The sequence below is a fragment of the Acetobacter lovaniensis genome, from assembly GCF_014207635.1.
Lineage (GTDB): Bacteria > Pseudomonadota > Alphaproteobacteria > Acetobacterales > Acetobacteraceae > Acetobacter > Acetobacter lovaniensis.
Window position 1 is genome coordinate 58061 of sequence record NZ_JACHIE010000008.1, and the last position, 25588, is coordinate 83648.

At 56.3% G+C, this 25588-nt stretch carries 20 protein-coding genes; 11 read left to right on the forward strand and 9 right to left on the reverse strand.

All coding sequences use genetic code 11. The annotated features are described in order from the left end of the window. Positions 1-267 precede the first annotated feature (267 nt). Positions 268-2016, forward strand: a complete 1749-nt coding sequence (locus HNR55_RS10160) for a Na+/H+ antiporter (protein WP_166115005.1) — start codon at positions 268-270, stop codon at positions 2014-2016. Between the two features lie 22 nt (positions 2017-2038). Here HNR55_RS10160 and HNR55_RS10165 read toward each other — a convergent pair whose 3' ends face one another. From HNR55_RS10165 to HNR55_RS10180, 4 genes are read right to left on the reverse strand one after another with little or no spacing between them, the layout of a single operon-like run. Then, positions 2039-2770: a pirin family protein gene (locus tag HNR55_RS10165; RefSeq protein ID WP_166115008.1), complete on the reverse strand. Its 732-nt coding sequence runs from the start codon at positions 2768-2770 to the stop codon at positions 2039-2041. A gap of 9 nt (positions 2771-2779) precedes the next feature. Next, entirely contained in the window at positions 2780-4303 is a 1524-nt protein-coding gene (locus HNR55_RS10170; protein ID WP_166115188.1) for an efflux transporter outer membrane subunit, read from the reverse strand. 4 nt (positions 4304-4307) lie between these two features. Then, the gene (locus tag HNR55_RS10175) at positions 4308-5384 is read right to left on the reverse strand and encodes an HlyD family secretion protein (protein ID WP_166115013.1); all 1077 of its coding nucleotides are present in this window, start codon (positions 5382-5384) and stop codon (positions 4308-4310) included. Positions 5385-5400: 16 nt separating this feature from the next. Next, complete coding sequence (locus HNR55_RS10180; protein WP_166115016.1) at positions 5401-7038, reverse strand: MFS transporter; 1638 nt, start codon at positions 7036-7038, stop codon at positions 5401-5403. 119 nt (positions 7039-7157) lie between these two features. Here HNR55_RS10180 and HNR55_RS10185 point away from each other — a divergent pair, with 119 nt between their 5' ends. Continuing rightward, positions 7158-8078 carry a LysR family transcriptional regulator gene (locus HNR55_RS10185; protein WP_166115019.1) on the forward strand — a complete coding sequence of 307 codons (921 nt, stop codon included), beginning with the start codon at positions 7158-7160 and terminating at the stop codon, positions 8076-8078. Positions 8079-8091: 13 nt separating this feature from the next. Here the strand turns inward: HNR55_RS10185 and HNR55_RS10190 are convergent, their stop codons facing one another. After that, complete coding sequence (locus HNR55_RS10190) at positions 8092-9003, reverse strand: LysR family transcriptional regulator (protein ID WP_166115022.1); 912 nt, start codon at positions 9001-9003, stop codon at positions 8092-8094. Positions 9004-9201: 198 nt separating this feature from the next. On the opposite strand from HNR55_RS10190, the gene HNR55_RS10195 reads away from it, so the two are divergent. Then, positions 9202-9699, forward strand: coding sequence for a lipocalin-like domain-containing protein (locus tag HNR55_RS10195; RefSeq protein ID WP_166115025.1), 498 nt, complete (start codon positions 9202-9204; stop codon positions 9697-9699). Positions 9700-9774: 75 nt separating this feature from the next. On the opposite strand, the gene HNR55_RS10200 is transcribed toward HNR55_RS10195, so the two are convergent. Further along, positions 9775-12189, reverse strand: a complete 2415-nt coding sequence (locus HNR55_RS10200) for a recombinase (protein ID WP_166115027.1) — start codon at positions 12187-12189, stop codon at positions 9775-9777. A gap of 382 nt (positions 12190-12571) precedes the next feature. Here HNR55_RS10200 and HNR55_RS10205 point away from each other — a divergent pair, with 382 nt between their 5' ends. From HNR55_RS10205 to HNR55_RS10220, 4 genes are all read left to right on the forward strand, one after another. After that, the gene (locus HNR55_RS10205; protein WP_242005543.1) at positions 12572-13588 is read left to right on the forward strand and encodes a Dyp-type peroxidase; all 1017 of its coding nucleotides are present in this window, start codon (positions 12572-12574) and stop codon (positions 13586-13588) included. Positions 13589-13599: 11 nt separating this feature from the next. Next, positions 13600-14412 carry a family 1 encapsulin nanocompartment shell protein gene (locus tag HNR55_RS10210; protein WP_166115029.1) on the forward strand — a complete coding sequence of 271 codons (813 nt, stop codon included), beginning with the start codon at positions 13600-13602 and terminating at the stop codon, positions 14410-14412. Between the two features lie 240 nt (positions 14413-14652). Next, the gene (locus tag HNR55_RS10215) at positions 14653-16275 is read left to right on the forward strand and encodes an ABC-F family ATP-binding cassette domain-containing protein (RefSeq protein WP_166115033.1); all 1623 of its coding nucleotides are present in this window, start codon (positions 14653-14655) and stop codon (positions 16273-16275) included. Positions 16276-16325: 50 nt separating this feature from the next. Further along, positions 16326-17225 (forward strand): delta(1)-pyrroline-2-carboxylate reductase family protein, encoded by a 900-nt coding sequence (locus HNR55_RS10220; protein ID WP_166115035.1) that lies wholly within the window; start codon positions 16326-16328, stop codon positions 17223-17225. Positions 17226-17283: 58 nt separating this feature from the next. Here HNR55_RS10220 and HNR55_RS10225 read toward each other — a convergent pair whose 3' ends face one another. Genes HNR55_RS10225 through HNR55_RS10235 form a run of 3 tightly spaced genes read right to left on the reverse strand, consistent with a single transcriptional unit; the run spans position 17284 to position 21052 of the window. After that, positions 17284-18351 carry a tartrate dehydrogenase gene (locus HNR55_RS10225; protein WP_166115038.1) on the reverse strand — a complete coding sequence of 356 codons (1068 nt, stop codon included), beginning with the start codon at positions 18349-18351 and terminating at the stop codon, positions 17284-17286. 45 nt (positions 18352-18396) lie between these two features. Then, positions 18397-19566, reverse strand: a complete 1170-nt coding sequence (locus tag HNR55_RS10230) for an amidohydrolase (RefSeq protein ID WP_166115041.1) — start codon at positions 19564-19566, stop codon at positions 18397-18399. Positions 19567-19573: 7 nt separating this feature from the next. Continuing rightward, positions 19574-21052: an aldehyde dehydrogenase family protein gene (locus HNR55_RS10235; protein ID WP_166115043.1), complete on the reverse strand. Its 1479-nt coding sequence runs from the start codon at positions 21050-21052 to the stop codon at positions 19574-19576. A 245-nt stretch (positions 21053-21297) separates the two neighbouring features. Between HNR55_RS10235 and HNR55_RS10240 the strand changes: the two genes are divergently transcribed. Genes HNR55_RS10240 through HNR55_RS10255 form a run of 4 tightly spaced genes read left to right on the forward strand, consistent with a single transcriptional unit; the run spans position 21298 to position 25555 of the window. Beyond that, entirely contained in the window at positions 21298-22677 is a 1380-nt protein-coding gene (locus tag HNR55_RS10240) for an aminotransferase class III-fold pyridoxal phosphate-dependent enzyme (protein WP_166115046.1), read from the forward strand. 54 nt (positions 22678-22731) lie between these two features. Further along, entirely contained in the window at positions 22732-23031 is a 300-nt protein-coding gene (locus tag HNR55_RS10245) for a (2Fe-2S)-binding protein (RefSeq protein WP_166115049.1), read from the forward strand. Continuing rightward, positions 23016-24401: an FAD/NAD(P)-dependent oxidoreductase gene (locus tag HNR55_RS10250; protein WP_166115052.1), complete on the forward strand. Its 1386-nt coding sequence runs from the start codon at positions 23016-23018 to the stop codon at positions 24399-24401. The genes HNR55_RS10245 and HNR55_RS10250 overlap by 16 nt, the downstream gene beginning before the upstream one ends. Continuing rightward, positions 24398-25555: an NAD(P)/FAD-dependent oxidoreductase gene (locus HNR55_RS10255; protein WP_166115055.1), complete on the forward strand. Its 1158-nt coding sequence runs from the start codon at positions 24398-24400 to the stop codon at positions 25553-25555. Before HNR55_RS10250 ends, HNR55_RS10255 begins: the two co-directional genes overlap by 4 nt. Positions 25556-25588 lie beyond the last annotated feature (33 nt).

The window sequence follows — 25588 nt, forward strand, 5'->3', positions numbered from 1 at the left end:
GATAGGCAAAACAGTCCTGTGTAGACACAGGCACGCCGCATCCCGGTGCGACTGTCTGGAAATCCAGATAAAAACGCATTTTACCCTAGCGGGTTCCCACAGTAATTCTGGAATACCGATGCGCCAATGTTGGCCTCATGGCCTGTTGTCCAACGTTTTTCTGATTTTTGTTACGCAACCCTGTGGCAGGTCAGGCTTTATGTACAGATCATTTTTTACCAGAAACGTCACTTAATAAAATACTATCAGGCAGGTCGGATTCCAATAATGCACATGACATCTGTTGTGCTTCTACTCTTGCTGATAACGGCGGTAGCAGGGCCTGCTGCCCGGCTTATGCGCCTGCCGTTGCCACTTTTATTGATCATCTGCGGCATTGTGGCATCACTCCTCGGGTTTCATATTGATTTTGAACCCGACACCTTTTTGCTCCTCTTTATTCCTCCCCTGCTTTTTTCTGACGCATATCTCATGCCGTTGCACGATTTTCGTGAATTGCGCTGGCCTGTCCTGCTACTGGCCGTAGGACTGGTTATTTTTAGCACCATCATGGGCGGGTATTTTATTCACTGGCTCCTTCCTGTGGTCCCCCTTGCCGCAGCATTTGCCCTGGCGGCCATCCTTTCCCCCACCGATGCAGTGGCCGTGGGTGGCATGATTGATGAAGAGCGCGTTCCCAGACGCTTTTTACATATTCTGCAAGGAGAAGCCCTGCTGAATGATGCGTCCGGCCTTGTCTGCTTCAAATTTGCAGTGGCTGCCAGTCTGACAGGCACTTTTTCTGTCATGCATGCCTCTTTCAGATTTATGCTTGTGGCCGTTGGGGGCATTTTAATTGGTATGGCTTTGACGTTCGGCTTTAATTTTATCAACCGTATTCTATCCCGTCATGGTTTTGACGAACCCACAACACAGATCACGCTCATGACCCTGTTGCCTTTTGCCGCTTACCTGCTGGCTGAGCATCTGGAAGTATCCGGCATACTCGCGGCAGTCAGCGCTGGGTTAAGTCTTAACCAGAGCAGGGTATTTGGTTCGGCCCAGACCGCCACACGCCTGCGCGGAAGTGCCGTATGGGAAATGATTACTTTTGTTTTTAATGGTCTGGTCTTTCTTCTGCTTGGTCTGCAACTGCCAGATATTGCAACACAAGGCATCAACACCGCCAATCAGGCGGGCGATAGCACCTGGTCTTTGGTTGGCACCATTATCCTGCTGACCAGCATGCTGCTTCTGCTCCGTCTGGTCTGGATATTTTTCATAAGCAGCACACGCTACCTGATTGCAAAAATACGTGGGCATAAGACAGGCCGGGTTTCCGTTACGGAAACAGCGGCCATGACCATAGGCGGCGTTCGAGGCGCGGTAACGCTGGCGGGTATCCTCTCCCTTCCCATTGCAGAAAACGGTTTACCGGCATTCCCCATGCGGGATCTGCTTGTAACCTTTGCTGCTGGTGTCATTATGACGTCTCTCCTGATCGCAGCACTTGTATTGCCACCTTTAAGCCGCCGCCTTCGCCATGATGGTGGAGACCCGGTTAACCGGAAAGCAGATGAAGCCCGGACTCTGCTTGCGCTGGAAGCCATAGCGGAAATGGAGCGCCAGTCTGCCCTTGTCACCAAACAGCTGGATGAAATTACTGCACAGCAACGTGCAGAAGTGACAGCAGCCTTGATTGCTGAATACCGCTTCAGACTACGGCTTCTGGAAGACGCCCCTGATGACAAACTTAAAGCCGAAGACTGCCAGAACCCTGACGGCCCACACCGGGATACGGCTTTGGCAAGGCGACGGTTTGAAGCAGCCTTGCGCCTCCATCTGCTCCGGACAGAGCGTAAGGCTCTGGCGCGCATGCGTCAGGAAGGACAGGTGAGTGACGAAATAGAACGTCTGTTAACCCATGACCTCGATCTGGAAGAAACTGCGCTTTCGGGTAGTGCTCGCGCCCTGCCGAGACATCTGCACTACACGGACGGCCCCAAAATGTTCAACCCGCTCATTTATACGGGCTGAATGATGGCTCTGTGCACCATGTTCAGGATGCAACATCGGTCAAAATAACAACAGCGTCCTGTGTAGCCATGACAACCACGCGCTCCGTCTGGGTCAGCATTGCGCCATCCCCCTCGCTCAGAGACATGCCACATATGGTAATGCCGCCACGAACCACCAGCACATACAGGTCTCGGCCCTGCATTGTCTGGTAAGCAGCTCCTTCCCCTGCGGGAATGTGAGCATGTAATACCCTGCTGAGCGCCCTGAGTGTTACGGGGGCGCCGTCAGCTATGACCTCCATCTCCTCCGGGTCATCTTCGGGAAAACCGGAGGCAACAATCCGAAAACCGCCATCTTCCAGCTTTGGAAAAGCCTCTCTCGCTTCCTGCGTGGGCTCTCCTCCCTCCGTATCAGCCAGAAGCCAGAACTGGATAAACGAGGCCCCGTCCGCCCCGGCCTGCCACGCCAAGCCGTGAACACCCGCCCCGGTGCTGAGCAGATGCAGACCGCCAGAATGTATGGCTTCTGCTGGAAAACCCTCCACACCTGTCCGCAATGAACCTGAGCGTAGCCATGTTATAATATCCACATTGGCTTCTGGCCCCAGTTGGTAACAGCCTTGCGATGGGATTGTTCCAAGATTGATCGCCCTTAGCCGTCCCTCATGCTCATCCTGCGGTGTCTGATAATCCGCAAAGGCAAAATGGCACCGCAAGGTAAGCGTATTAGAATGGGCCAGACCCAGACTATCCGCCCGACGGATGGTTATCATGGCGTATTCTCACACATGTCTGGTAGTCTCTCCGGCGTCCGGGTACAGTATTTCCCAGCCACCGCCAATGGCACGGTAGAGATGCGTAACAGAACCCGCTACATGCGCGGTGGCCTCGACCAGTTCACTTTGCGAAGCCAGCAAGACGTTCTGCGCACTCAGCACATTCAAAAAGTCGGATGAACCCTGCACATACTGCGCCTGGGCAACATCAAGAGCTACCTCGTTCTGCTGTACGGCCTGCGCCAGTTCATCCCGTCTTTTCTGGGCGGCGGTAAAATCTGCCATGGCATCATCAATTTCCTGCCATGCCTTAAGTACTGTGCGCTGGAATAAAACCGAAGCTTCCTGCTGCTGCGCCTTACGCAGGTGGAGTTGTCCCGTCAGCCGTCCGCCTTCAAAAATTGGCAGTGTCGCAGTAGGACCAAACCCATATTGGCGGGACGCCCATGACCCAAGTCCACTAAACTGGAGCGCCTGCACATCCAGACTGCCAGACAGTGTAATACGCGGGAAAAAATCGGCTACAGCCACGCCTATACTGGCTGTGGCCGCATGGAGCCGGTCTGCCGCCATCCGAATATCCGGCCGCCGCTGTGCCAGTTCCGATGGCAGACCTATGGGCACATAATCCGGCACTGGGGGCACTGCCGCTGGCTTACCCAATACGGCATCAAGGGCACCGGGCTCACGCGCGACCAGAAAGCTCAGGCTATTCAGCAAATGTGTGGCCTGCGCCTGCAGGGGGGCGGCACGGGATTCAAACATGTGCAACTGCCCCGTAGCCTGCGCCACATCCAGCCGGGTTGCAGCCCCCTGCTCCAGCCGCATGGTGGTCAGTTGCACACTGTGGCGGGCAATGGCGATATTATGGTCCAGAATACCAATCTGCGCCTGTGTGGCGCGCAGGTCTATGTAGGTCTGGGCAGTTTCAGCCATAAGGGAGACCAGTATGTCACGCCGGAATTCTTCCGTGGCATGTACAGCAGCAGTTGCCGCCTCGACCTGCCTGCGCACATGCCCCCATAGATCCACCTCCCATGAAGCATTCATTCCGTATTGTGGAAGGTTAAAAGAAGGGTTGCCAACACTCCCCGGTAACGCAGCGGGGCCAAAACCCTGAGCACCACTGGCAATACTTCCCGCCCCGGCCTGCTCCATGTTCCCCATCAGCCCCAGAATACCATTGCTGCTCGCCCGTTCCCGCGCGTAGGAGGCATTGGCCTCCATGTGGGGAAGTTGGGCAGCACTGGCAATGCGCCGCTCCGCCCGGCTCTGCATCAACCGCAGACTGGCAGCCTGCAGGTCCAGATTGGACGCAGCAACCTCCCGCTCCAGCCGTGACAGAACCGGATCATGGAAGAGGGTCCACCAGGCAGGATCGGTTGAGGCCGTGCTGATCCGGCTTTGCGCGGGAGGCTGTGTCGCCCGCCATGTCGCGGGCGCACTGACCTGAGGTTTATGATAATCCGGCCCTACAGTGCAGCCCGCAAGGGCGAGGAATGAAAGGCCGGTAAGGAGCAGGTGCTTCATGCCGTTACTGCCAGATATAGCGTGCATCATGGGCATGCGACCCTTCGGGTTTTGAGGCTGTGTCAATATTCACTTCCACCGACATACCAACCCTGACCTTAGCCGCCATGGGCTGGTCAGGGTCAAATGTCAGCTTGACCGGAATACGCTGGACGACCTTGGTAAAGTTACCGGTGGCGTTATCTGGCTGAATGGGGGCAAAAGCCACGCCAGTGGCAGGGGCCAGTGAATCCACATGGGCCTTGAGTGGCTGACCGGGGAACGTATCCACCCAGACAGTTGCCCGCTGGCCTGCCTGAACGTTGGTGAGTTGCGTTTCCTGAAAATTGGCAAGCACATAAGCTGACTGCGTGGGCACCACCGCCAGAATACCCGTGCCCGGATGGACATAGGCCCCAACGCGCACACCACGCTCACCCACAACCCCGTCCACCGGTGCTGGAATGGAGCAATAGGACAGGTTGAGCTCCGCCTGTTTGGCGGCCCCTTGCGCGTGCAGCAGAACGCCTCTGGCATGTTCAAGCTGCGCCTGAAGCACCGCAACCTGACGTACTGCGGCATCTACCCCCGCCTGGTCGCGGGTCATGGCTGCCAGTGCTTCTTTTTCATGCGCTTCGGAAGACTGCTTCTGCTCAATGGTACCGGCCCCGCCGGATGAGAGGTTGCGGTAGCGTGTGGTGTTCTGGCGTGCGAACATCAGGTCAGCCTGATCTGCCAGAACAGCCGCACGGGCCTGTGCTATAAGGGCGTCCTGACGGCTCAGTTCCGCACTCAGGTTTGCAACATCTCCTTCAGCCGCCGCCACATTGCCTTTGGCAACGTCCAGGGCTGCGCGGTAGTCATCATCCTCAATATGGGCCAGTTCCTCACCTGCACGCACACGCTCGTTGTCCTGAGCAATAACGCGGTCTATGCGGCCCGCGACCTTGGGAGCTACGGTTGTAAAATCGGCCGTAACATACGCATCATTTGTGTACTGGTTGACACCATCCCCATTAACCAGATGTGCGCCGCCCCATGCGGCAAGGGCAAGGACGCCAGCGGCACATCCGGCATAAAGCAGAGGTTTTTTGTAAATCATGATCTGTTGTTCCGGTTTAATGAGCAGGAGTATTGGGGGCAGGTGCGCGCGGCGGATACACGCGATGCGGCAGAACAAGATTCATGGCGGCATAACCGAGACAGACCCAGATCAGCACGTAGTACAGATCGGTCAGTGCAAGAACCAGCGACTGCTCATGCACAAAGGTGTGGAAAACCTGCAATCCATTCCACGCAACATGCGCACCATCGACTGATGTGCCACCAAGCTGCTGGTCAATTGGATTAGCCATACCCTGTAGCGCCAGTTGCTGTGTGCCGTGGTGATCGAGCAGCATGGTAGAATGGTATTGCTCGCGTCTGCGGGTAGCGGTTGAAAAAATGGCAAAAGCGACCGCACTGGCCAACCCTTTGAGCATGTTCACCATACCGGAAATAAATGGCCCATCTGCGGGCCCCATAGCCATTGTCGCCAGCATAAGGGTGGGGATAACGGTCATAGGCTGGCCAAATACCTGAAGGATCTGAAGCGGGTAAAAATTATCCCGCACCCAGTCCACCGTCAGCCACGTGCCTAACCAGGCGGAAACGGCAAGACACACCATGCCGCCCGCCAGTACGAAGCGGCAGTCCACCTTGCGGTTATTGCATATCCAGGCGATCAGGGGCAGCATGATCAACTGCGGCAAAGCCACAACCAGAGATACCGGCACCATTTGTATCGGCCTGTAACCCCGCACGGATTGCAGGTACGCCGCCGGTATTTCCGCCATAATGGAGCAAATGGCCAGAATACCCACCAGCGACAGCAGGGATGCCTGGATATTGCGCGAACGCCAGTACTGAATTCTAAAATACGGGCTGGGATGAAACGCCTCATTGATCACAAAAACAATAAATGCCGCCCCTCCCCAGAAGGTAAGATTGGTAATGATGGGGGAACGGAACCAGTCAAGCCTGTCCCCCTGATACAGCACGATCACCAGAGAGCAGATGGATGGCAGCCCGACCAGAATGCCCAGCCAGTTGAACTTCTCAAACCGTTCAAAATGCATTGGATCACGCGGCAGGCCATAGGCCATCATGGCGATGGCAAGGGCTGCTGTGGGTATGACCTCCCAGTACAGCCAGTGCCAGCCAACATGCTCAAACCAGAATGCTTCCAGCGGCAGGCCAAGATTAGGGCCAAAAGTGGCACTCATGGCGTAGCCTCCAATGCCAAACACACGGAGCTGCGGTGGCAGGTATTTCAGCATCACGGTCATGAGCACCGGCGGCAGACACCCGCCCGATAGCCCCTGAAACGCCCGAAGAATACAAAGCGATGTAACGTCCGGCATAAAGGGTGCCGGAATGGACAGCAGCGCCAGAACCGCGGTCACGAAAATGGAAAACCGGTAGATCGAGAACGTCGTGTAAAACCAGGGGGTAAACGCCATGGCTGCGATGTTGAACGCTTCGTAAATGGCGATAAGCCACGTCCCTTCGTCATGACCAATATGCATGGCCCCACGAATGTCGGACAGGCCAATGTCGGTCACGTGCTCATTAAAACCTGCGACATGCACGGCAAGCAGCATGCCCAGACACCCGATAACGGTGCGCAGGCCAAATGGCGGAATATAGGAAAACTGCGGTGGTGACGCATGGATTACAGACGCACCAGCCGCTGGTGCAGGAGCGGCATTTGTCATGCCTCACATGTTCCCGATCAGAATGCCAGAAACAACCCCCATTCATAGCAACTGACGATTCCACTTTTCGGAATAATAAATTGTGGTGCCTGCGCCAGATAACGTTTATTTTCGTAGCCATGAGAGGCTACGACCTAGATCTGCTGCGCTTCCTTCAGGTTCTGATAGAAGAGGAAAGCGTCTCGCTGGCGGCAAGGCGGCTGAAGGTAAGCGAGCCAGCCATGAGCCGCCATCTGGCCAAATTGCGCGCGGTCTTTGCTGACCCCATTCTGGTGCAGTCCGGCCGTAGCATGAGCGCCTCTGCCTTTGCCGCAGGCATTCTGGACCGGGTGCAGGAACTTGTTCGGGCGGCAGACAGCCTGATAGAAACACGCGCGCTGGCCAATCTGGCCAACATGGCGCCTACCTTTACCATCCGCGCGAATGATCTGGTTGTGGCCTCCCTCGCCCTGCCACTCCTGCAGGCCCTGAAAAAAGAATGCCCACGCTGCGAACTGGTCTGGGCGCCAGAGATTGATGACCCGGCTTCCGACCCGCTACGCAATGGTCGCGTTGACCTCTATATTGGCGCAACAGATGTGATGAAGCCCGAAATCAGGCGCCAGACCCTGTTCCGTGACCATATGCGGGGCGTTGTACGTCGCGACCACCCTATTCTGGCAAAGCCTGTTACCCCCCAGAGCATGGTGCTTTACGATTATATCAGCGTTTCCCGCCGTGGCCGTGCTCAAGGCCCGATTGACTGGATTTTACGCAACCAGTTCGGGCTGACGCGGCGTATCGCCATGGTGGTGCCCAATTACCATTGCATGGTGGAAAGCGTGAAGGAGTCTGACCTTATTCTTCCACTACCGGGTATTGTTGTGGAACATATTTCGATCAAGGCACTAAAACTGGCAACTTTTGAGTTTCCGTTATCCCTGCCCAGCATTGATGTTTTTCAGGCATGGCACCCACGGCGGGACACGGACCCCGTGCATCGTTGGATGCGCGAAACCCTTTTCCGCGTTTCACGGCAGGTTCTGGGGTCTTACACATAATAATCAGACGGTTTTACAAAAAACCTGCTGTGCGGATATAGGGTCGCAGATCACTCAAAAAAGCCTTAACACTTGCGCGCGTGTGCTGCCGCGTTGGCAGAACAGCGTACAGGTCAATTTTTTCGCCCTGCAGGTCTGGTAAAATACGCACCAGTTTTCCTTCTTCAAGGTCCTGATAAACGTCGCAGAGCAGCTTATAGGCAATGCCCTGCCCCGAGAGCGCCCAGTCGTGAATAATCTCGGCGTTGGTGGTGGAAAGACGAGGTTCCACCATAACCACATCTGTTGCTGTCTCGTTCCCGATGACCCACTTGTTTAACAGAGCCATGGTTTTGTTTTTGCGCAGACATAAACAGTCGTGTCTGGAAATATCACGCGGGTGCGTTGGCATAGAATGGCGCGCAATATAGGCAGGGGATGCACACAGCACCCGCATTGTGGAAGCAAGGCGGGTTACCACCGCCCCCGGTGTTTCTGGCAGACCAAGACGGAGCACCACGTCCAGATAATCGTTAAAGTCATAGTTCCCTTCAGGAGCAAGAGCCAGATTAATCATCAGGCGTGGGTGTTTGGCGCTAAAGGATTCAATAAACGGCGCGATCTGCCTGCGGCCCAGTTCCACCGGAGCACCAATGCTCAACGTGCCACGCGGCGCGTTGGTGCTGGACGATATTTCCTCTTCCAACTGGTCAATATCGGCCACAATGGTCAAGGCACGTTCGTAGTACAAACGTCCTGTCTCGCTTAGTCCAAAATGGCGGGTGTTCCGGATAACCAGCATACTGCCCAGCCGCATTTCCAGACGTGCCAGACGGCGGGATACCGCCGCAGGAGATGTGCCCAGACTGCGCGCCCCGGCGGAAAGACTGCCTGCATCCACCAGACTTATGAAAAAACGTAGGTCCCCGGTTTCGTCATAAGACACGGTGTCTGCTCCTTTGATAACACGCTCTGGTCGCCCAGCTTTGCGTTTAGCGTAATATTATTTTTCCTTAATTGTCACTACCGAAGATGTGAAAGGAGAGGCATATTGAGCCAAGAACATCATGGTAAAGCGCAAAACATCCTTTGCCTATCTGTCAAAACACGGACAGATGATACGAACTAGCAACGGAATGAGACAATGCCAATGCAAGCGACCGCCGAGCGGATCAAGGAAGATTATAACGACCCTGCCTTATCGCCCGAAGACATCCTGAGACAGAACCTTATCGGCACATGGGAACTCGTGTCTTACAAGGTGGAAGAGAAAGAAACCGGCAACTTTATCAACGCAATGGGGCCAGCGCCCCGCGGCCGTGTTGTCTTTACCCCCGATGGCTGGGTCGCTTTTAACCTGGAAGGCAGTAACCGCCTTGCCGCAACAACAGATGCCGACCGCTCCCAGTTGATGAAAACACTGGTAGCCTATATCGGGCGCTACCGTGTTGAAGGTGACCAGTGGATTACCAGCGTGCAGACCGCATGGGCACCAGAATGGGTTGGTACCGAACAGCGTAGAACAGTCACCCTTGACGGTGATTACGCGGATGTTGTTACCCCATGGCGTAAAATGCCCAACTGGGCGGCCGGGCGGCTGTCGCGCAGCATTATCCGCTTCCGCCGGGCAGGCACGGCATAATGCCGCCACGTAGAGCACTGTGCATGCAAACCATGCGTTAGCAAAGCATGGTTTGCATGTGGCAGCTTGACCCGGTCAGACCGGGCATGCGCCACTTGCACATTGCAGATGGGCCCAGTCCACAACCTCCTGCACTTTTTCGTCCGCAATTCCTGCGGTAATGGCTGCAAAACGACCTGCGGAAACTTCCTCTTCCGGCAGATATTCGTAGCCAAGGTCTGAATCCGCACGGCTTGGCAGCACAGCACAGCACCTGACCCCCGGCTGGTACGTGGCGACCATGGCACGAAAATTTTCCAGATCATGACGATCCGTATAAATTTTGAGCGTGTAGGAAACCTGATTCCCCTGCTCTGCACCAATCCAGTATTTTTCCAAAAGTTCCAGCCAGCGAAACTGCTCCTCCGGCGTGGCTTCCGGCGCCGTCAGAACCCGCTCTCCCATACCCAGCCGCTGGATCAGGGGCACCGTTGGAAATCCGACAATGCTCATACCGGGAAAACTCCGTAACGACCGAACAGGGTAGCCTTTTGCCTCGTAGGTAGACAAAAGCGGGTCCGTACCGTTTTCCCATACACCATCTTCACGCCGCACGCCTTTAAACTGTACCCAGCGCAAATACTGCCGTCTGGCAGGCAGGTGTGCCCCTTCGGTCAGGCCGAACAGCTTGGAAGTTGTTCCTGCGGGTTTGACCGTGGTGACCGTAACCGGGCGTTCCGCGCCCATATCCTGCGCATAAGCGTTGGCCTCTGCTTTGGCGATGCAGGAAAGCTGGTGCACAGTCTTCCAAAAAGATGCTGCCCGTTTTTCGTCCAGCATATCCTTGAAGCCAAGGCCAAACCGCAGCCATGCCCATTCATGTAGCCCGGTGGGGCCAATGCCTATGCGGTTTGTTCTGGCCACTTCCTGCGCATACAATGCATCCATCCGGTTTGCCCGCAGCAGAAAACGAACGCCCAGCCGTACGGAATCCCTTACCCGTGCGTCCCACGCCTGTTCCAGTTCAAGCGGAAGTTCGCCCGGAGTAACGTCCTCCAGAGGCACAGGACATGCCAGCAGCGGTGCAAAATCCCCGATAACGCAATAGCCACCAGTTACGTGAAGCGTTATTTCACCACACGGATTGGTCGTAACCGGAAAATGCGCCTTAGCCGCGCAACCAGCCAGCTCCGCCAATAATGCCGCGGCATGCGTTGCCTGATAGCGGGACGAGCGGAAGTCCCTGCCATCCGCATACACGGGTTTACGACGCGCACTGCCAGTACGATTATCTTCCTGCTTGTCGCCGTTAATGAAACCGGGCTCACCGTTAATCCAAGCGCAACGGGTTGCTTCCGCAAACACCGCTCTTGCATGCTCTGCAAGCGGTCCCACCTGCGCTGGATCATTTACACACTGCCAGAATTCCTGATCCACCATGACCGAATGGTTGGCTGTCCATAACCCCCCTTCCTCCTTGGCGCGAATAAAACGGAGGACTTCCGTATCCCGCCAGGATTTGGTGGCCATGCGCGCAGCACGGCGAGCACCACCGACCTGCACCTCAACAGACAGGTAGTGGTCCACACGTAACGCCTGCTCCCATTTGGGCATGCCGTTGCTACGTGCGGGTTCAATCACATGGACGCGCACATTCAACAGCCCACGCAGGAGCGAGATCGGACCAGAGGCGGGCCGCCCCTGCATACCGGCAATAGGGCTTCCCGCGCAGCGAATGCGGCTGAAATCCAGCACCAGAGGACGCCCCTGCGCGCCCTGAAAGGCCATAGCCTCGATCATTTCAACCGCTTTGGCCCATCCTTCACGGCTATCTTCTATAACATGCACAAGGGCATCGGGCTGTTCTGGCATGGAGGTGTGAACAAACTGGTTTAAAAAACTGCTAACCTGCGCTTCCATGTCGGCATCAAACGCATCCAGCAGTGTGCCCCAGGGCAATATCTGCATTTCCAGACCAAAATGGAGCAACCCTGCCCGGTCATGCGGATAATCCGGATGATCATTCCCCAGCACAAAATACAGGTCGGGAGCCTGTGCCCAATCTACAATGCAGAGTTCATCATCATACGCACGACCTACCCCCGAGCCATTCAGCAACAGGTAGAACTTGGCAAAGGAGCTGATAGCCGTTGCGCAATTGGTAAACACTTCCATATTGCGCCCGGGCTGATCCTTATCCCCGTGCTGAAGGTGCCTGCCGGATGTCAGCAACGCGCCGGTGGCAATGGCATTGCGCAGTTGCCGGGTTTCCCTCTCATCCACAGAAGCAAGCAGGCCCGTATTGCCTGCGGCTACTCTGCTGGCCACTGTCCCAAAACTTTCATGATCCGATGGCCGGAAGACTGTTCGCCGCCCGACCGCCTCCCCCATGCCACGATCAAGCGCACGGGCCGGTGCGGGACGCAGGCCAAAAGCCTCTTCAAACGGGTAGCGCGGCGCTGCCACAGGTCGCGCGGCAAGAGTGCTCGCGTGTAAAAAATGCCCGTTCATAGATTGACTCCATCATCTCGCCTAGCCGCAGGAAGTCGGCCAAAAATCGTTCATGTTGTGTCTTGATTGGGAAGATTGCACCATATCTGGTATTTGGCACGTACAAAATTCCGCACAAAACCCCGTTGCTGCGGTAACGGCAGGATTTCCCTGAACTTCTTCCTTATTTTTTACGAATGCATCGCATTATTAATTTTAAGGCTGGGGACGCGACTCATTCCTGCAGGGCTCTTGTGACTGTCGCAGCCCCCATCTCCCGGTGCAACGCCTGCAATGCTCCTGCCCGCAGGCATCACGCATCTTGTATCTTGCCATCCCGCCTCATGGGCTTATGCTGCTTGCCACTGTTACCGTGTGCGTTTCTGCTAGGAGCTTGTGTCCGTTGTCCACACCTCAACTTGCTGATCCAAAGCTGACTCAGGCCGCAGTTTTTCTGGTTCTGACCCTTAACAGCGATACTTCGGTCAACCCGCAGGTTCTGAACCTTCTGGGGGATATTTCGTCTCTTGTGCGTGGAGTTGGTTTTCGGATTTCAGATGGCAGGCTGAGTTGTGTTACCGGAATTGGGTCACAGGCATGGGACCAGCTTTTTGGCGCACCGCGCCCCAAAGACCTCCACCCCTTCCGTGAGATCAATGGTGTGCACCATGCCCCTGCAACGCCGGGGGATCTGCTTTTTCATATCCGTGCATCCCAGATGGACCTCTGCTTTGAACTGGCTACGGCACTTGTGGCCCGGCTGGAAGGTGCTGCAAGCGTTGTGGATGAAGTCCACGGTTTTAAATATTTTGATGCCCGCGACCTGCTCGGCTTTGTGGACGGAACTGAAAACCCTTCTGGTCAGGTTGCTACGAATGCCACAATCATTGGTGAAGAAGACCCCAACTTTGCAGGGGGAAGCTACGTGATTGTGCAAAAATACCTGCACGACATCAAAAAATGGGATGCCATTCCCACCGAAGTGCAGGAGCACATTATTGGCCGTAAAAAGGTATCGGATATCGAATTACCCGAAGCCGCAAAGCCCAGCTACGCCCATAATGTTCTCACCAATATTGAAGAAAATGGTGAGCAACTCCAGATCGTGCGTGAAAACATGCCATTTGGCACCATAAGCAAAGGGGAGTTTGGCACATACTTTATTGGCTATGCCCGCTCCCCGGCCCGAACGGAGCAGATGCTCCAGAACATGTTCATTGGCAAGCCACCGGGCAATTATGACAGACTGCTGGACGTGAGCACCGCAGTAACCGGCTCGCTGTTCTTTACACCCACCTGCGAATTTCTGGACGCTGCTCCGGACATGGAAGGGCAGGCACAACCCGCTGCCCCTGCCCCTCAGCCTCCACCGCGTGACAAGCAAGACGGTTCCCTAGGCATTGGATCACTCAAGAGTTAAGGACGCCAGACATGAACAACCTGCACAAACACCTTGCCCCCATTTCCGCCGAAGCCTGGTCCCAGATTGAGGAGGAAGCCACCCGCACCATCCGCCGCCATCTGGCGGGCCGCCGTGTCGTGGATACTCCAGACCCCAAGGGCATCGCTTTTGCTGGCGTTGGAACTGGTCGTGGCAAAAAAATCAACATCTCGGATACTGGTGTAATGGCTACCCAGCGGGAAGTGCTGCCTCTGGTTGAACTGCGCATTCCTTTCACCCTGTCCCGTGAAGAAATTGACGCCGTGGAACGCGGCGCTCTGGATTCAGACTGGCAGACAGTCAAGGACGCGGCGCAAAAAATTGCTTTTGCCGAAGACCACGCCATATTCAACGGCTTTGAGGCCGCAGGTATCTGTGGGCTGCGCAAAGGCACTTCCAACACGCATATCAAGCTGCCGGAACAGGCCAAGGACTACCCCCACGCTGTTGCAGAAGCCCTGAACACCCTGCGCCTTGCTGGCGTCAATGGCCCCTATTCGGTTGTTCTGGGCGCACAGGCGTATCTGGCTGTCAGCGGCGGAGATGATGATGGCTACCCCGTTTGCAAACATATCGAAAGCATGATTGACGGCCAAATCATCTGGGCTCCCGCCTTGGACGGGGCTTTTGTCGTTTCCATGCGCGGGGGTGATTTTGTGCTCGATATCGGTCAGGATTTCTCTATTGGTTATCTGAGCCATACGGCCGAAACCGTGGAACTCTACCTTCAGGAAAGCTTCATGTTCCGTGTACTGACCAGCGAAGCAACAGTTACCCTTGAACATACAGCCTCTGCCTCCTGACGTCTCTTCCCCTCAGCCTGTCTGAACGTCAGACAGGCTGATAAAGGGCGGCCTATGTTACGGTACGGGAGCGTCCAGAACGTCCTACCGTTCATAGAGCCGCCTTTTTGCGTGCATATCAGTCCCTACGCAAAGCGTGGTCTGCGCGAAACTTAATGCCCGCAGCAGTTTACGAAGCCCCGGTGTTACGCGATAAGACTGCTTTGCTGTTCTCCCATAGGCGTGTTTTTCCGAGGTTCCATGATCCGTCTCGACAATATCAGTAAACATAATGGTCACCGTGTGATCTTTATCGAGGCGTCTGCTGCCTTGCAAAAGGGCGAGAAAATCGGACTGGTTGGCCCCAATGGTGCAGGCAAGACCACGCTTTTCCGCCTGATTACAGGGCGGGAGGAACCGGACGAAGGATATGTGCTGACCGACCGGGGCATTACCATCGGCTTTTTCAATCAGGACGTAGGGGAGATGGCAGGCCGCAGCGCGGTTGCCGAGGTCATGGATGGTGCTGGCCCCGTAGCCGAAGTGGGAGCAGAACTCGCCAGACTGGAAACCGCTCTGGCTGATCCCGAGCGGTTTGATGAACTGGATACCATACTGGAGCAGTTTGGCGAGGTTCAGGCCCGTTTTGAAGAACTCGGGGGCTACGCACTGGATGGCCGCGCGCGGGAAGTGCTGCATGGGCTGGGCTTTAGCCAGGACATGATGGACGGAGACGTGGCACTCCTGTCCGGTGGCTGGAAAATGCGTGTCGCACTTGCCCGTATCCTCCTGATGAAGCCAGACGTGATGCTGCTGGATGAACCAAGCAACCATCTGGACCTAGAAAGCCTGATCTGGCTGGAGCAGTTTCTGGCAGGTTATGATGGTGCCTTGCTCATGACATCGCATGACCGGGCGTTCATGAACCGGATCATCAACAAGGTGATCGAAATTGACGGGGGCGCCCTGACCAGCTTTTCAGGCGATTACGAGTTCTACGAACAACAGCGCGCCCTGAATGAAAAACACCAGCAGGCCCAGTTTGACCGGCAGCAGGCCATGCTGGCCAAGGAAGTCGCGTTTATTGAACGGTTCAAGGCTCGTGCATCCCATGCGGCACAGGTGCAGAGCCGGGTTAAAAAACTGGATAAAATTGATCGGGTAGAACCACCTAAGCGTCGGCAGGCTTTGTCTTTTACATTCCCGCAGGCTCCCCGCTCGGGTGATTCCGTGGTCAACCTGCGCGGTGTGGATAAAAGCTACGGCTCACGCGTTATTTATAAAGGTCTGGACCTGTTAATCCGGCGGCAGGAACGCTGCTGTGTGCTGGGCGTGAATGGTGCGGGCAAATCCACCCTGCTCAAGCTGGTAACAGGCACCACCGAGCCCGATGCAGGCATCGTTACGCTGGGTGGCAGTGTTAAAATGGGCTACTTTGCCCAGCATGCCATGGATCTGCTGGACGGCGAGCGCACGGTGTTTGAAACATTGTGCGATACCTTCCCTCTGGCCAATCAAGGGGCTTTGCGCACGGTTGCAGGCGGGTTCGGTTTTTCCGGTGATGACGTGGACAAAAGCTGCAAGGTACTCTCCGGTGGCGAAAAAGCCCGGCTGGTCATGGCGTTGATGCTGTATGACCCGCCGAACTTTCTGGTGCTCGACGAACCAACCAACCATCTGGATATCGCTACAAAGGAAATGCTGATTGCCGCATTGGCCGATTATGATGGCACCATGCTGTTTGTCTCGCATGACCGGCATTTTCTGGCAGCCCTTTCCAACCGTGTGCTGGAACTCACCCCAGATGGCCTGCACCGCTATGATGGGGGATACACCGAATACGTCGCCCGAACCGGGCGGGAAGCACCGGGACTGCACGAGTAAAACATCAGCAGAACCCGGCAACTGGTTGAGGGTTGAAAGGCCATTCGGATATGAAGCACTATTCCGCAGCCCAGACCGCAGAATGCCTGCCTTTTGCCAGTCTGGTCGATGCGCTGGCAGTTGCGGTGCAGGACTACGCCAATGGTGCCATTATCTGCCCCGAACGTACGGTTATTGGTGCACCGGAAGGGACGGGCCTGCTCATGGCCATGCCCTGTGCAAGCCCGGATATTCTGGTCACCAAGCTCTTGACCATATGCCCCGATAACGCAGGCACCTCACGCCCGACCATTCAGGGGCAGGTAACCTGCGCGGATGCAAAAACGGGCGAACTCCTGTTCTCGCTCGATGGTCCAACAGTAACCATGCGCCGCACCGCTGGCATAAGCATGCTGGGCATACGCCTGCTAGCCCGCAAACCGGTCCATAAAGTGCTGATTATTGGCACAGGTGCACAGGCCAGCGCCCATTGTGCAGCCTTGGCCAGCCTGTACCCCCAGACAACAGTCTTTGTACGCGGCCGAACCCCCGAACGGGCAAAAGATTTTTGCGAACAACACCAAGCCCTGCCTCTCGACCTGCGCCCGGCAGCCCCGCAGGATACCCGGTTCGATGTCATTATCACTGTTACGCCAAGTAAGGCGTGCCTGTACAATGAACAACCAACCCCAGACAGTCTGATTATTGGCGTTGGTGCTTTTCGGCCAGATATGATTGAAGTTGGACCGCGCGCAGTGCATGCAAGCCAGCTTTATGTTGATGATCCGATAGGCGCACCCAGCGAAGCCGGAGATCTGCTTCAGGCTGGTGTGGACTGGTCGCACGTGCGCTCTCTTGCTTCAGCACTCCATACTCCGCCGTCTTTGGAGCGGGCTGTCTTTTTCAAGTCCGTTGGGTGTGCCGCGTGGGATCTGGCTGCCTGCCGCGTTGTGCGCACTAATCCGGCCTGAGTGTCCCCACAGTCCATGCACCATCACACGAGGCCATGGACTGTGGGGAGTGTCGTATTTACGCAGGAATATTCTGCACAATAGCGGCACCAAGTTCACGCGTGCCCGCAGTGCCTCCCATATCTGGGGTACGGGGCGCTGCCGGATTTTCCAGCGTTTTTTCAATTGCCTGCATCACCAGCCCTGCGGCTTCTGGCTCACCCAGATGTTCAAGCATCATGGCCGCAGCCCAGATCTGCCCAACGGGATTGGCAATAAAGCGGCCAGCAATATCGGGTGCGGAGCCGTGAACGGGCTCAAACATGGAGGGGTAAGCCCGTTCGGGGTTAATATTGGCCGAGGGGGCAACTGCTATTGTGCCCGTAATGCCCGGTCCCAGATCAGACAGAATATCCCCAAACAGATTACTGCCAACAACCACATCAAACCGCTCGGGGGACATGACAAACCGTGCGGCCAGAATATCAATATGGTACTGGTCCATCCGCACATCCGGATACTCTTTGCCAATCGCTTCAAACCGGGAATCCCAGTAGGGCATGGAATGGAAGAGACCATTGGATTTGGTGGCTGACGTCACGTGCAAACGCCCTAGTTTACGGGCATAATCAAACGCGTAACGGAGAATACGGTCTGTGCCATAACGGGTGAATACCGCAGTCTGCATGGCCCCTTCGGATGGTGTGCCTTCACCGAACACGCCGCCAATCTGGGAATATTCGCCTTCACAGTTTTCGCGCACAATCCAGAAGTCGATATCGCCGGGCTTTTTATTGGCCAATGGGCACGGAATACCTGGCAAAAGCCGGACCGGGCGCAGATTGACATACTGGTGGAACTCCCGCCGAATGGGAATAAGCAGCCCCCAAAGCGAAATATGATCTGGAACGGACGGAAAGCCCACAGCACCCAGCAAAATGGAATCACTTTGCGAGAGCTGGTCAATGCCGTCCTTTGGCATCATCTGCCCGGTGCGCAGCCAAGTTTCGCAGTTCCAGTCATAATTGCGAAATTTTATTCCAAAATCGCAAACTTCCGCCACACGCTCCAGAACATTCAGGGCTTCTGGCATGACTTCCGTGCCAATACCATCCCCCGGAATAACGGCTATTTCATAAGTCCTCACGTGACTTTATCCTTATTACCAGTGCAACAAACACGTCTTTTTCAATCAGGGGGCATGCTCTTGCGCGGCACATGTATGGGCAAGAGTGTGCCAGTAGCGCACCCCTCTGGTTATGATTGAATCGTCAAAATCATAATCAGGAGAATGAAGTTTGTAAGACTCACCATTCCCGATCATGGCATAGGCTCCAGGCTTCTTTTGCAGCATGAAGCCAAAATCCTCGGAAGCCAGACTGGGGGTAATATCCATATCCGGCGCAGGACCACCCATTTGCACGTCCAGTGCATGCATGGCTTTGCGTGCAAGCTGTGTGGCATGGTGTTCGTTAACCGTAACGGGATAAGGCTGATGAAAATTGACCTGTATGTTAACGCCATGAGCCATCTGTAGCCCATTGCACAGGCGTTGCAGCCCATCCTTGAGTTCATCAAGCACCACCGGGTCCAGAGCACGCAGGGTGCCTGCCAGCCGGGCCGTTTCTGGCAATATGTTATCCGTGGTTCCTGCATCAAAAACACAGAAGGACACCACGGCAGGAATAGTGGGGTCCGTGCGGCGCGCCACCAGTAACTGGGCCTCCTGCACCAATGCAGCCCCAATGGTCAGCGGGTCCGTGCCCAGATGTGGCTGGGCGGCGTGAGACCCCTTGCCTGTAATCTGGATTGCAAAGCGCCAGCCACCAGCCATGATCGGGCCAGAACGAACCCCCATGCGCCCGGCTTCCAGCCCCGGCCAGTTATGCAGGCCAAAACAGTAATCCGTTGGAAAGAGATCAAACAGACCTTCATCTATCATGACCTGTGCACCAGCCCCGCCCTCTTCCGCAGGCTGGAAAACAAAGTGCACCCGGCCACGTGGCGGTGGGTCCGCCTTAAGCAGTGCCGCTGCACCGAGCAGCATGGTCGTATGCCCGTCATGCCCACAGGCATGCATGACCCCGGGTGTGCAGGATGCCCATGGCGCTTGTCCTGCCTCGCTTACTGGCAGGGCATCCATATCGGCGCGCAGCATAATGGCGGGACCGGCAATCCCTGTATCCAGCGTGGCGACAACCCCTGTTCTGGCAAGGCCGGTATGGGGCGTGTAGCCCAGATGACGCAAATGTTCGGCAACAAGGGCCGATGTTCTGTGCTCCTCAAACCTGAGTTCGGGGTGCGCATGCAAATCCCTGCGTAGTTCAGCCAGAAAAGCCGCATCAACAGTCAATGCTTCCATAACTGTTTTACTCCGCCGCCATGAGCACGCTTTTAAGCCTCAGATTAGCTTCAAACGCCTGCCTGCCTAGGTCTTTGCCAATACCGGAACCGCCAAACCCGCCCGTTGGAATAACAAAATCTGAAGAGCGGCCATAACGGTTAACCCACACCGTGCCAGCCTTGAGCGTACGAATGGCGCGCATGGCTCTGGGCAGGGAGGCAGTATGCACACCAGCCGCCAGCCCATAAACAGGATGTTCAGCCAGTGCAAATGCCTGATCATCCTCATCAAACACCTGTATGGCCAGAACGGGACCAAACACCTCTTCCTGCCATATGGGGCATTCTGCATTCTGCACCATCATCATACCGGGGGAGAGGAAAACTCCACCAGTGTTCGTATCCATGCGTTTGCATGCGACCAGTTCCTGAGCCCCGGCATGCGCACTACCTTGCACCAATGCAAGAATACGGTCTGCCTGAGGTTCTGAAATAATGGGGGAATACGTGGCGTTTTCATCCCACGGAGCCAATGCCTTTACTTGCCCGCACCGAGCAACAAGTGCTGCAATCAAGGCTTCGGCCACACCGCGCTGCACAATAAGGCGGGAGCCAGTAACACACACCTGTCCGGCATTGCCCGTAAAGGCGCGGAAAATGCGGTCCGCCACATCATCCACACTCGTAATATCATCAAACACCAACTGAGGGCTTTTCCCCCCCAGTTCCAGCGTAACTGGTTTTGGCCCACTTTCAGCCGCGGCCTTCATGACTGCAATACCCGTGCGGGTGGACCCGGTAAAACTGAGTTTGCCAATAGCCGGATGCCGACAAATGGCCTCCCCCGTTGCAAGGCCAGTGCCCTGCACAACATTGAACAACCCTGCGGGCATTCCGGCCTCAACCGCCAGCTCCGCCAGCCTGACCACTGAAAACGGCGTCATTTCAGATGGCTTGAGCACCGTGCCATTCCCTGCGGCAAGGGCGGGCACCACTTTCCAGCTCGCCATGACCAGTGGAAAATTCCATGGTGCAATGGCCCCGGTCACGCCATAGGGCTCATAAACGGTCATACCCAGAAGATTGGTGGCCGTTGCGGCTACGTCTCCACCAACCTTATCGCAATACTCTGCAAAAAACCTTATCCCTTCAGCAAGGAAAGGAATATCCCAGCCAACTGTCTGGGCAATGGGGCGAGTGGAACAGACTGTTTCCAGCCGGGCCAGTTCCATGGCATTGCGTTCGACCAGATCAGCCCAGCGACGCAGAACTTTTGCACGCTCGCGCGGGGCACAGCTTGCCCACCCACTTTCGCGCTGCACGCGGGCAGCAGTTTGTGCGGCCTCGTCCACCAGATCAGCTCCGGCTTCTGGCAGATATGCCAGAACACGGCCATTCCCTGGGCTGGTGACAGCAATATCCGCTCCACCGGGCACAAGCTTGCCTGCCAGAAAATGCCCAACGGGCAGCGCTACATCTTCTGGACGAAAACCAAGATTGCTCACGCTCTACTCCCCTGCATTGTGGCTGTTGCAAACACCATATAGGTCATTGCGGTATCGTAGTTTTTCTTATCCCCACCGCTGGCGCAAATACTAAAACGGAGCAAAGAGCAATTTAATGCTTTCTGGTAGCCCTCATCCCCAGAACAGCACAATCCGCTATCATAACGACTGGTTACGGCACCATATTTTCCGCCTGTAGCAGCATAGGAAAAACAAGGCCAACAACACAACGGATACTAACTGCCATGACTCCAGAGACACTCGTATCACTCGATCGCGCTCACCTGATTCATCCCGTCTCATCATGGCGTGATCAGGAAGAACATGGACCTCGTATCCTGCAATCCGGTCAGGGATCATGGCTGACCGATATTCATGGCAACACACTGCTCGACGGGTTTGCCGGGCTCTGGTGCGTTAACGTGGGTTATGGCCAGCAAAGTGTTGTGCAGGCCGCCGCAGAACAGATGACCCGCCTGCCCTACGCCACCGGCTATTTTGGTTTTGCAAGCGAGAGCGCCATTACCCTTGCCTCCCGCCTTGCTGCCGTAACCCCCGGTGATCTTAACCGGGTCTTTTTCTCTCAAGGTGGGTCAGATGCCGTGGATAGCGCCCTGCGCTTTATCCGTTTTTACCAGCATGCCCGCGGCACACCAGAAAAACGCCATGTGATTGGTCTGGCCCGTGGCTACCACGGCAGCACTTATACCGGTGCTGGCCTTACAGCTCTTGCGGCTTTCCACCGTAATGCGGATGTGCCTCTAGCCTGGCAGCATCACATTCCCAGCCCCGACCCTTACCGCCACCCCAAAGGGCCGGATGCCGCCGCCATTATTGCTGCCTGTGTGGCTGACCTCCACAACAAGGTGGCCGAACTCGGCGGGCCTGAACACGTCGCTGCATTCTTCTGTGAACCCGTGCAGGGGTCGGGCGGTGTTGCTGTGCCCCCGGTGGGGTGGCTGAGTGCCATGCGCAACGCCTGCCGGGAACTGGATATTCTGTTTGTAACAGACGAAGTGATTACCGGTTTTGGACGCACCGGCCCCCTGTTTGCCTGTGAGCATGAAAATGTTGTGCCGGACATGATGACCGTCGCCAAAGGCCTGACATCTGGTTACGCCCCTATGGGAGCCGTATTCATGAGCGAGGGTATGTATGCCACAATCCGCGATGCAACCCCCGCAGGTGTTGCTGTCGGCCACGGCATGACCTACAGCGCCCACCCCGTGAGTGCTGCCATTGGCCTTGCCGTGCTGGATCTTTACCAGAACGGGCTGCTTGAAAACGGCGTGCGCTCCGGTGTGCATCTGGCGAAGCGCCTTGCCAGCATGAAAGACCACCCTCTGGTGGGCGATACCCGGTCCATGGGCATGCTTGCAGCCATTGAACTGGTGACGGACAAACAGGCCAAAACCAAGCCAGCCGCCTCATTGGGCATTTCTAAAAAACTGGCCCGCATTGGTTACGAAAATGGCGTTCTGTTCCGCGCCTTTGGCGATGACATCATCGGGCTGGCTCCTCCATTGTGCATGACGCTGGAAGAGACAGATATTCTGTGCGATCGTATCGAGGTCGTATTGAACACCTTGCTGGACGACAAGGACATAGCCGCAGCAATTGCCTGAGACACCGAGCCGTGGCGCAAACACCGCCACGGCCATGGCAGGAGATCCACCCTCATGAAGGGACTTTTCCGACGTGTGTCCGAAACACAACGGTCACCCATTACCATCACAGTCAACGGACAGCCCGTAACAGCGCTTGAGGGAGATACTATTCTGACCGCGCTCCTTCTGGCTGGCGCGCAACTCCGTTTGAACGAGTTCGATCAAAAACCACGCGCGGGTTTCTGCCTTATGGGAGCCTGTCAGGATTGCCGCGTATGGACTGAAAGCGGCGATGAACTGCGCGCCTGTTCCACCCCGGCCACCCCCGGCCTACGTATAGTGACAGCAGAGGTGCCATGGACAAGCCAGTAGTTATTGTTGTCGGAGCGGGGCCTGCTGGCACACGCGCGGCACAAACCCTTGCCCAGGCAGGCCTACGCCCGATTGTGCTGGACGAAAACCGCCAGCAGGGTGGCCAGATCTACCGCAGGCAACCGGAAAATTTCATACGCCCTGCCTCAAAGCTCTATGGAGCTTCCGCACGTGCCGCCACAGCATTGCACAAGGCTTTTGCAGACTTGCTCCCCCGTATCGACTACCGCCCCGAAACACTGGCATGGGGCGTTGTGGACCAGCAGGTTCTGGTCGAACATAACCAGCGGGTAGATGCCATTTCCTATGACGCGCTGATCATTGCCACAGGTGCGACCGACCGCATCATGCCCTGTCCGGGCTGGACATTACCCGGCGTATTTACCCTTGGGGGGGCCCAGATCGCGCTCAAAGCACAGGCCTGCGCCGTTGGTGCGGCCCCAGTCTTTATGGGCACGGGACCGCTTCTGTATCTGGTTGCGTGGCAATATCTGAAGGCCGGGATAAAACCGCGCGCGGTACTGGATACATCAACCCTCAAAACCCGCCTTAAAGGCCTGCGCGGCCTGCGCCACCGCCCCGCCATACTGGCGCAGGGTGTGCGTTATATGGCCGAGCTCATGCGTGCAGGCGTGGCCCTGCATGCAGGGATACAGCCTGTGCGCATAGAAGAGCGGGATGATGAAGGCGGGTTGCGCGTAAGGGGAGTAACCTGGCGCAACAGCCGAGGCCAGCTACGCCATACCGTGGGTGATGCCGTAGGCATGGGGTATGGCCTGCGCTCGGAAACACAACTGGCCGATCTGCTGAAATGCGACTTCGCTTTCGACCCCATATCCCGCCAGTGGCTGCCCGTTACGGACGTGGATGGCGCCACTTCTCAGCACGGTGTTTATACGGCCGGTGATGGCGCTGGCATACGCGGCGCGGATGGTGCTGAATCTGCTGGAGCTCTGGCCGCCCTGCGCTGCCTTGCTGATCTGGGCTTTAGTGTGTCCCCTCAGGAAGTCGCGCGTTTGCGTAAGGCGCTGGAGCCTATGACAGCCTTCCGTGAAGGATTGGAAACGGGTTTTCCGTGGCCATGGCGTAATGCTGCCTCCTTACCGGACGAGACTGTTATCTGCCGCTGCGAGAACGTGACAGCAGGTGATATCCGCCGGGCAGCTGGCTCGCTGGATGCGCCGGAGCTCAACCGTGCCAAAGCTTTTGTACGTGTGGGCATGGGCCGTTGTCAGGGGCGCATGTGCGGCCTTGCCGGAGCGGAAGTTCTGGCAGCCGCCCGAAAAATGCCCATTGAACAGGCAGGCCGTATCCGCAGTGCAGCACCCATTAAACCCTTACCCGCCAAAATCCGGGGTATTATGACATGAGCCAGCCTGTTACAAACACCACTGCACGGGCCGATGTTATTATTGTTGGCGGCGGTATTATGGGGGCTGCAACCGCGTTTTTTGCGCGCCAGCGGGGTTTGTCCGTTATTCTGCTTGAGCGCGATCTGGTCGGCCAATATGCCTCTGGCACCAATTTTGGGAATGTGCGCCGACAGGGCCGCTTTTTGCCTCAGCTCCCCCTTGCCAACAGGTCCCGCGCCCTGTGGGGCGACCTCCCCCGCCTGATTGGCGAAAATGTGGAATTCCTGCCCAGTGGGCATGTGCGCGTTGCCTTTAAAGCCGAGGACAGTGCCCGACTGGAACAATACGCGCAGGACTGCAAACCCTACGGTCTGGAACTGGAGCTTTACAATGGCTGCAAGGCTGTGGAGCGCTTTCCCATGCTCGCGCCTGATGTAGACTGTGCTTCTTTTTCTCCGCTTGACGGGCACGCCAACCCCCGCCTTGCCGCTCCTGCTTTTGGCCGCGCGGCGCGACGGGCAGGTGCAACTGTGCAGGAACGGGCTGAAGTCAGCAATATTACGCGCACGGCAGAAGATTTTGTGGTGGAAACTGCTGATGGTCTACGCTTTACTGCCCCACTGCTCCAGATTTCCAGCGGGGCATGGGGGCAAAAAATGGCTGCCGCTTTTGGCGAAAACCTCCCCCTCACCCCCAAAGCACCCCAGATGGGGGTAACAGAACCTGTTCCTTACCGTATTCACCCGGTTATCGGCTATGCTTCGTGGGTGGAAGAAGAAGGCGTATATCTGCGGCAGGTGGAACGTGGGAATATTGTATTTGGTGGCGGGCTGCGTAGCACCGTGGACCTGAATACCAAACGTGCACAGCTTAACCCGCTGAACCTCGTACGGCAGATGCCACATCTGGAGCGCATTCTACCCGATTTTGCCCGCCTGCGCATTATCCGGACATGGAGCGGCATTGAGGGCTATACTGATGATGACCTACCCGTCATGGGGCCAAGTGCCCGTGTGCCGGGCCTTTATTACGCCTTTGGTTTCTGTGGTCATGGTTTTCAGCTCGGGCCGGGTGTAGGGGCCACCATGGCGGACCTTCTGGCTACGGGCAAAACCGAAATCCCCCTTGAACCGTTCAGCATTGCCCGGTTTGCGGCCCCGGTCGACCCATAACATTCCCTGATCTGCCTGCCGGTTTGGGGCGGG

Excerpts from the sequence above, each read along its gene's own strand:
- HNR55_RS10160 (WP_166115005.1), top strand. The coding sequence starts at position 268 with ATGCACATGACATCTGTTGTGCTTCTACTCTTGCTGATAACGGCGGTA.
- HNR55_RS10165 (WP_166115008.1), bottom strand. The coding sequence starts at position 2,770 with ATGATAACCATCCGTCGGGCGGATAGTCTGGGTCTGGCCCATTCTAAT.
- HNR55_RS10170 (WP_166115188.1), bottom strand. The coding sequence starts at position 4,303 with ATGAAGCACCTGCTCCTTACCGGCCTTTCATTCCTCGCCCTTGCGGGC.
- HNR55_RS10175 (WP_166115013.1), bottom strand. The coding sequence starts at position 5,384 with ATGATTTACAAAAAACCTCTGCTTTATGCCGGATGTGCCGCTGGCGTC.
- HNR55_RS10180 (WP_166115016.1), bottom strand. The coding sequence starts at position 7,038 with ATGACAAATGCCGCTCCTGCACCAGCGGCTGGTGCGTCTGTAATCCAT.
- HNR55_RS10185 (WP_166115019.1), top strand. The coding sequence starts at position 7,158 with ATGAGAGGCTACGACCTAGATCTGCTGCGCTTCCTTCAGGTTCTGATA.
- HNR55_RS10195 (WP_166115025.1), top strand. The coding sequence starts at position 9,202 with ATGCCAATGCAAGCGACCGCCGAGCGGATCAAGGAAGATTATAACGAC.
- HNR55_RS10200 (WP_166115027.1), bottom strand. The coding sequence starts at position 12,189 with ATGAACGGGCATTTTTTACACGCGAGCACTCTTGCCGCGCGACCTGTG.
- HNR55_RS10210 (WP_166115029.1), top strand. The coding sequence starts at position 13,600 with ATGAACAACCTGCACAAACACCTTGCCCCCATTTCCGCCGAAGCCTGG.
- HNR55_RS10215 (WP_166115033.1), top strand. The coding sequence starts at position 14,653 with ATGATCCGTCTCGACAATATCAGTAAACATAATGGTCACCGTGTGATC.
- HNR55_RS10220 (WP_166115035.1), top strand. The coding sequence starts at position 16,326 with ATGAAGCACTATTCCGCAGCCCAGACCGCAGAATGCCTGCCTTTTGCC.
- HNR55_RS10230 (WP_166115041.1), bottom strand. The coding sequence starts at position 19,566 with ATGGAAGCATTGACTGTTGATGCGGCTTTTCTGGCTGAACTACGCAGG.
- HNR55_RS10240 (WP_166115046.1), top strand. The coding sequence starts at position 21,298 with ATGACTCCAGAGACACTCGTATCACTCGATCGCGCTCACCTGATTCAT.
- HNR55_RS10245 (WP_166115049.1), top strand. The coding sequence starts at position 22,732 with ATGAAGGGACTTTTCCGACGTGTGTCCGAAACACAACGGTCACCCATT.
- HNR55_RS10250 (WP_166115052.1), top strand. The coding sequence starts at position 23,016 with ATGGACAAGCCAGTAGTTATTGTTGTCGGAGCGGGGCCTGCTGGCACA.
- HNR55_RS10255 (WP_166115055.1), top strand. The coding sequence starts at position 24,398 with ATGAGCCAGCCTGTTACAAACACCACTGCACGGGCCGATGTTATTATT.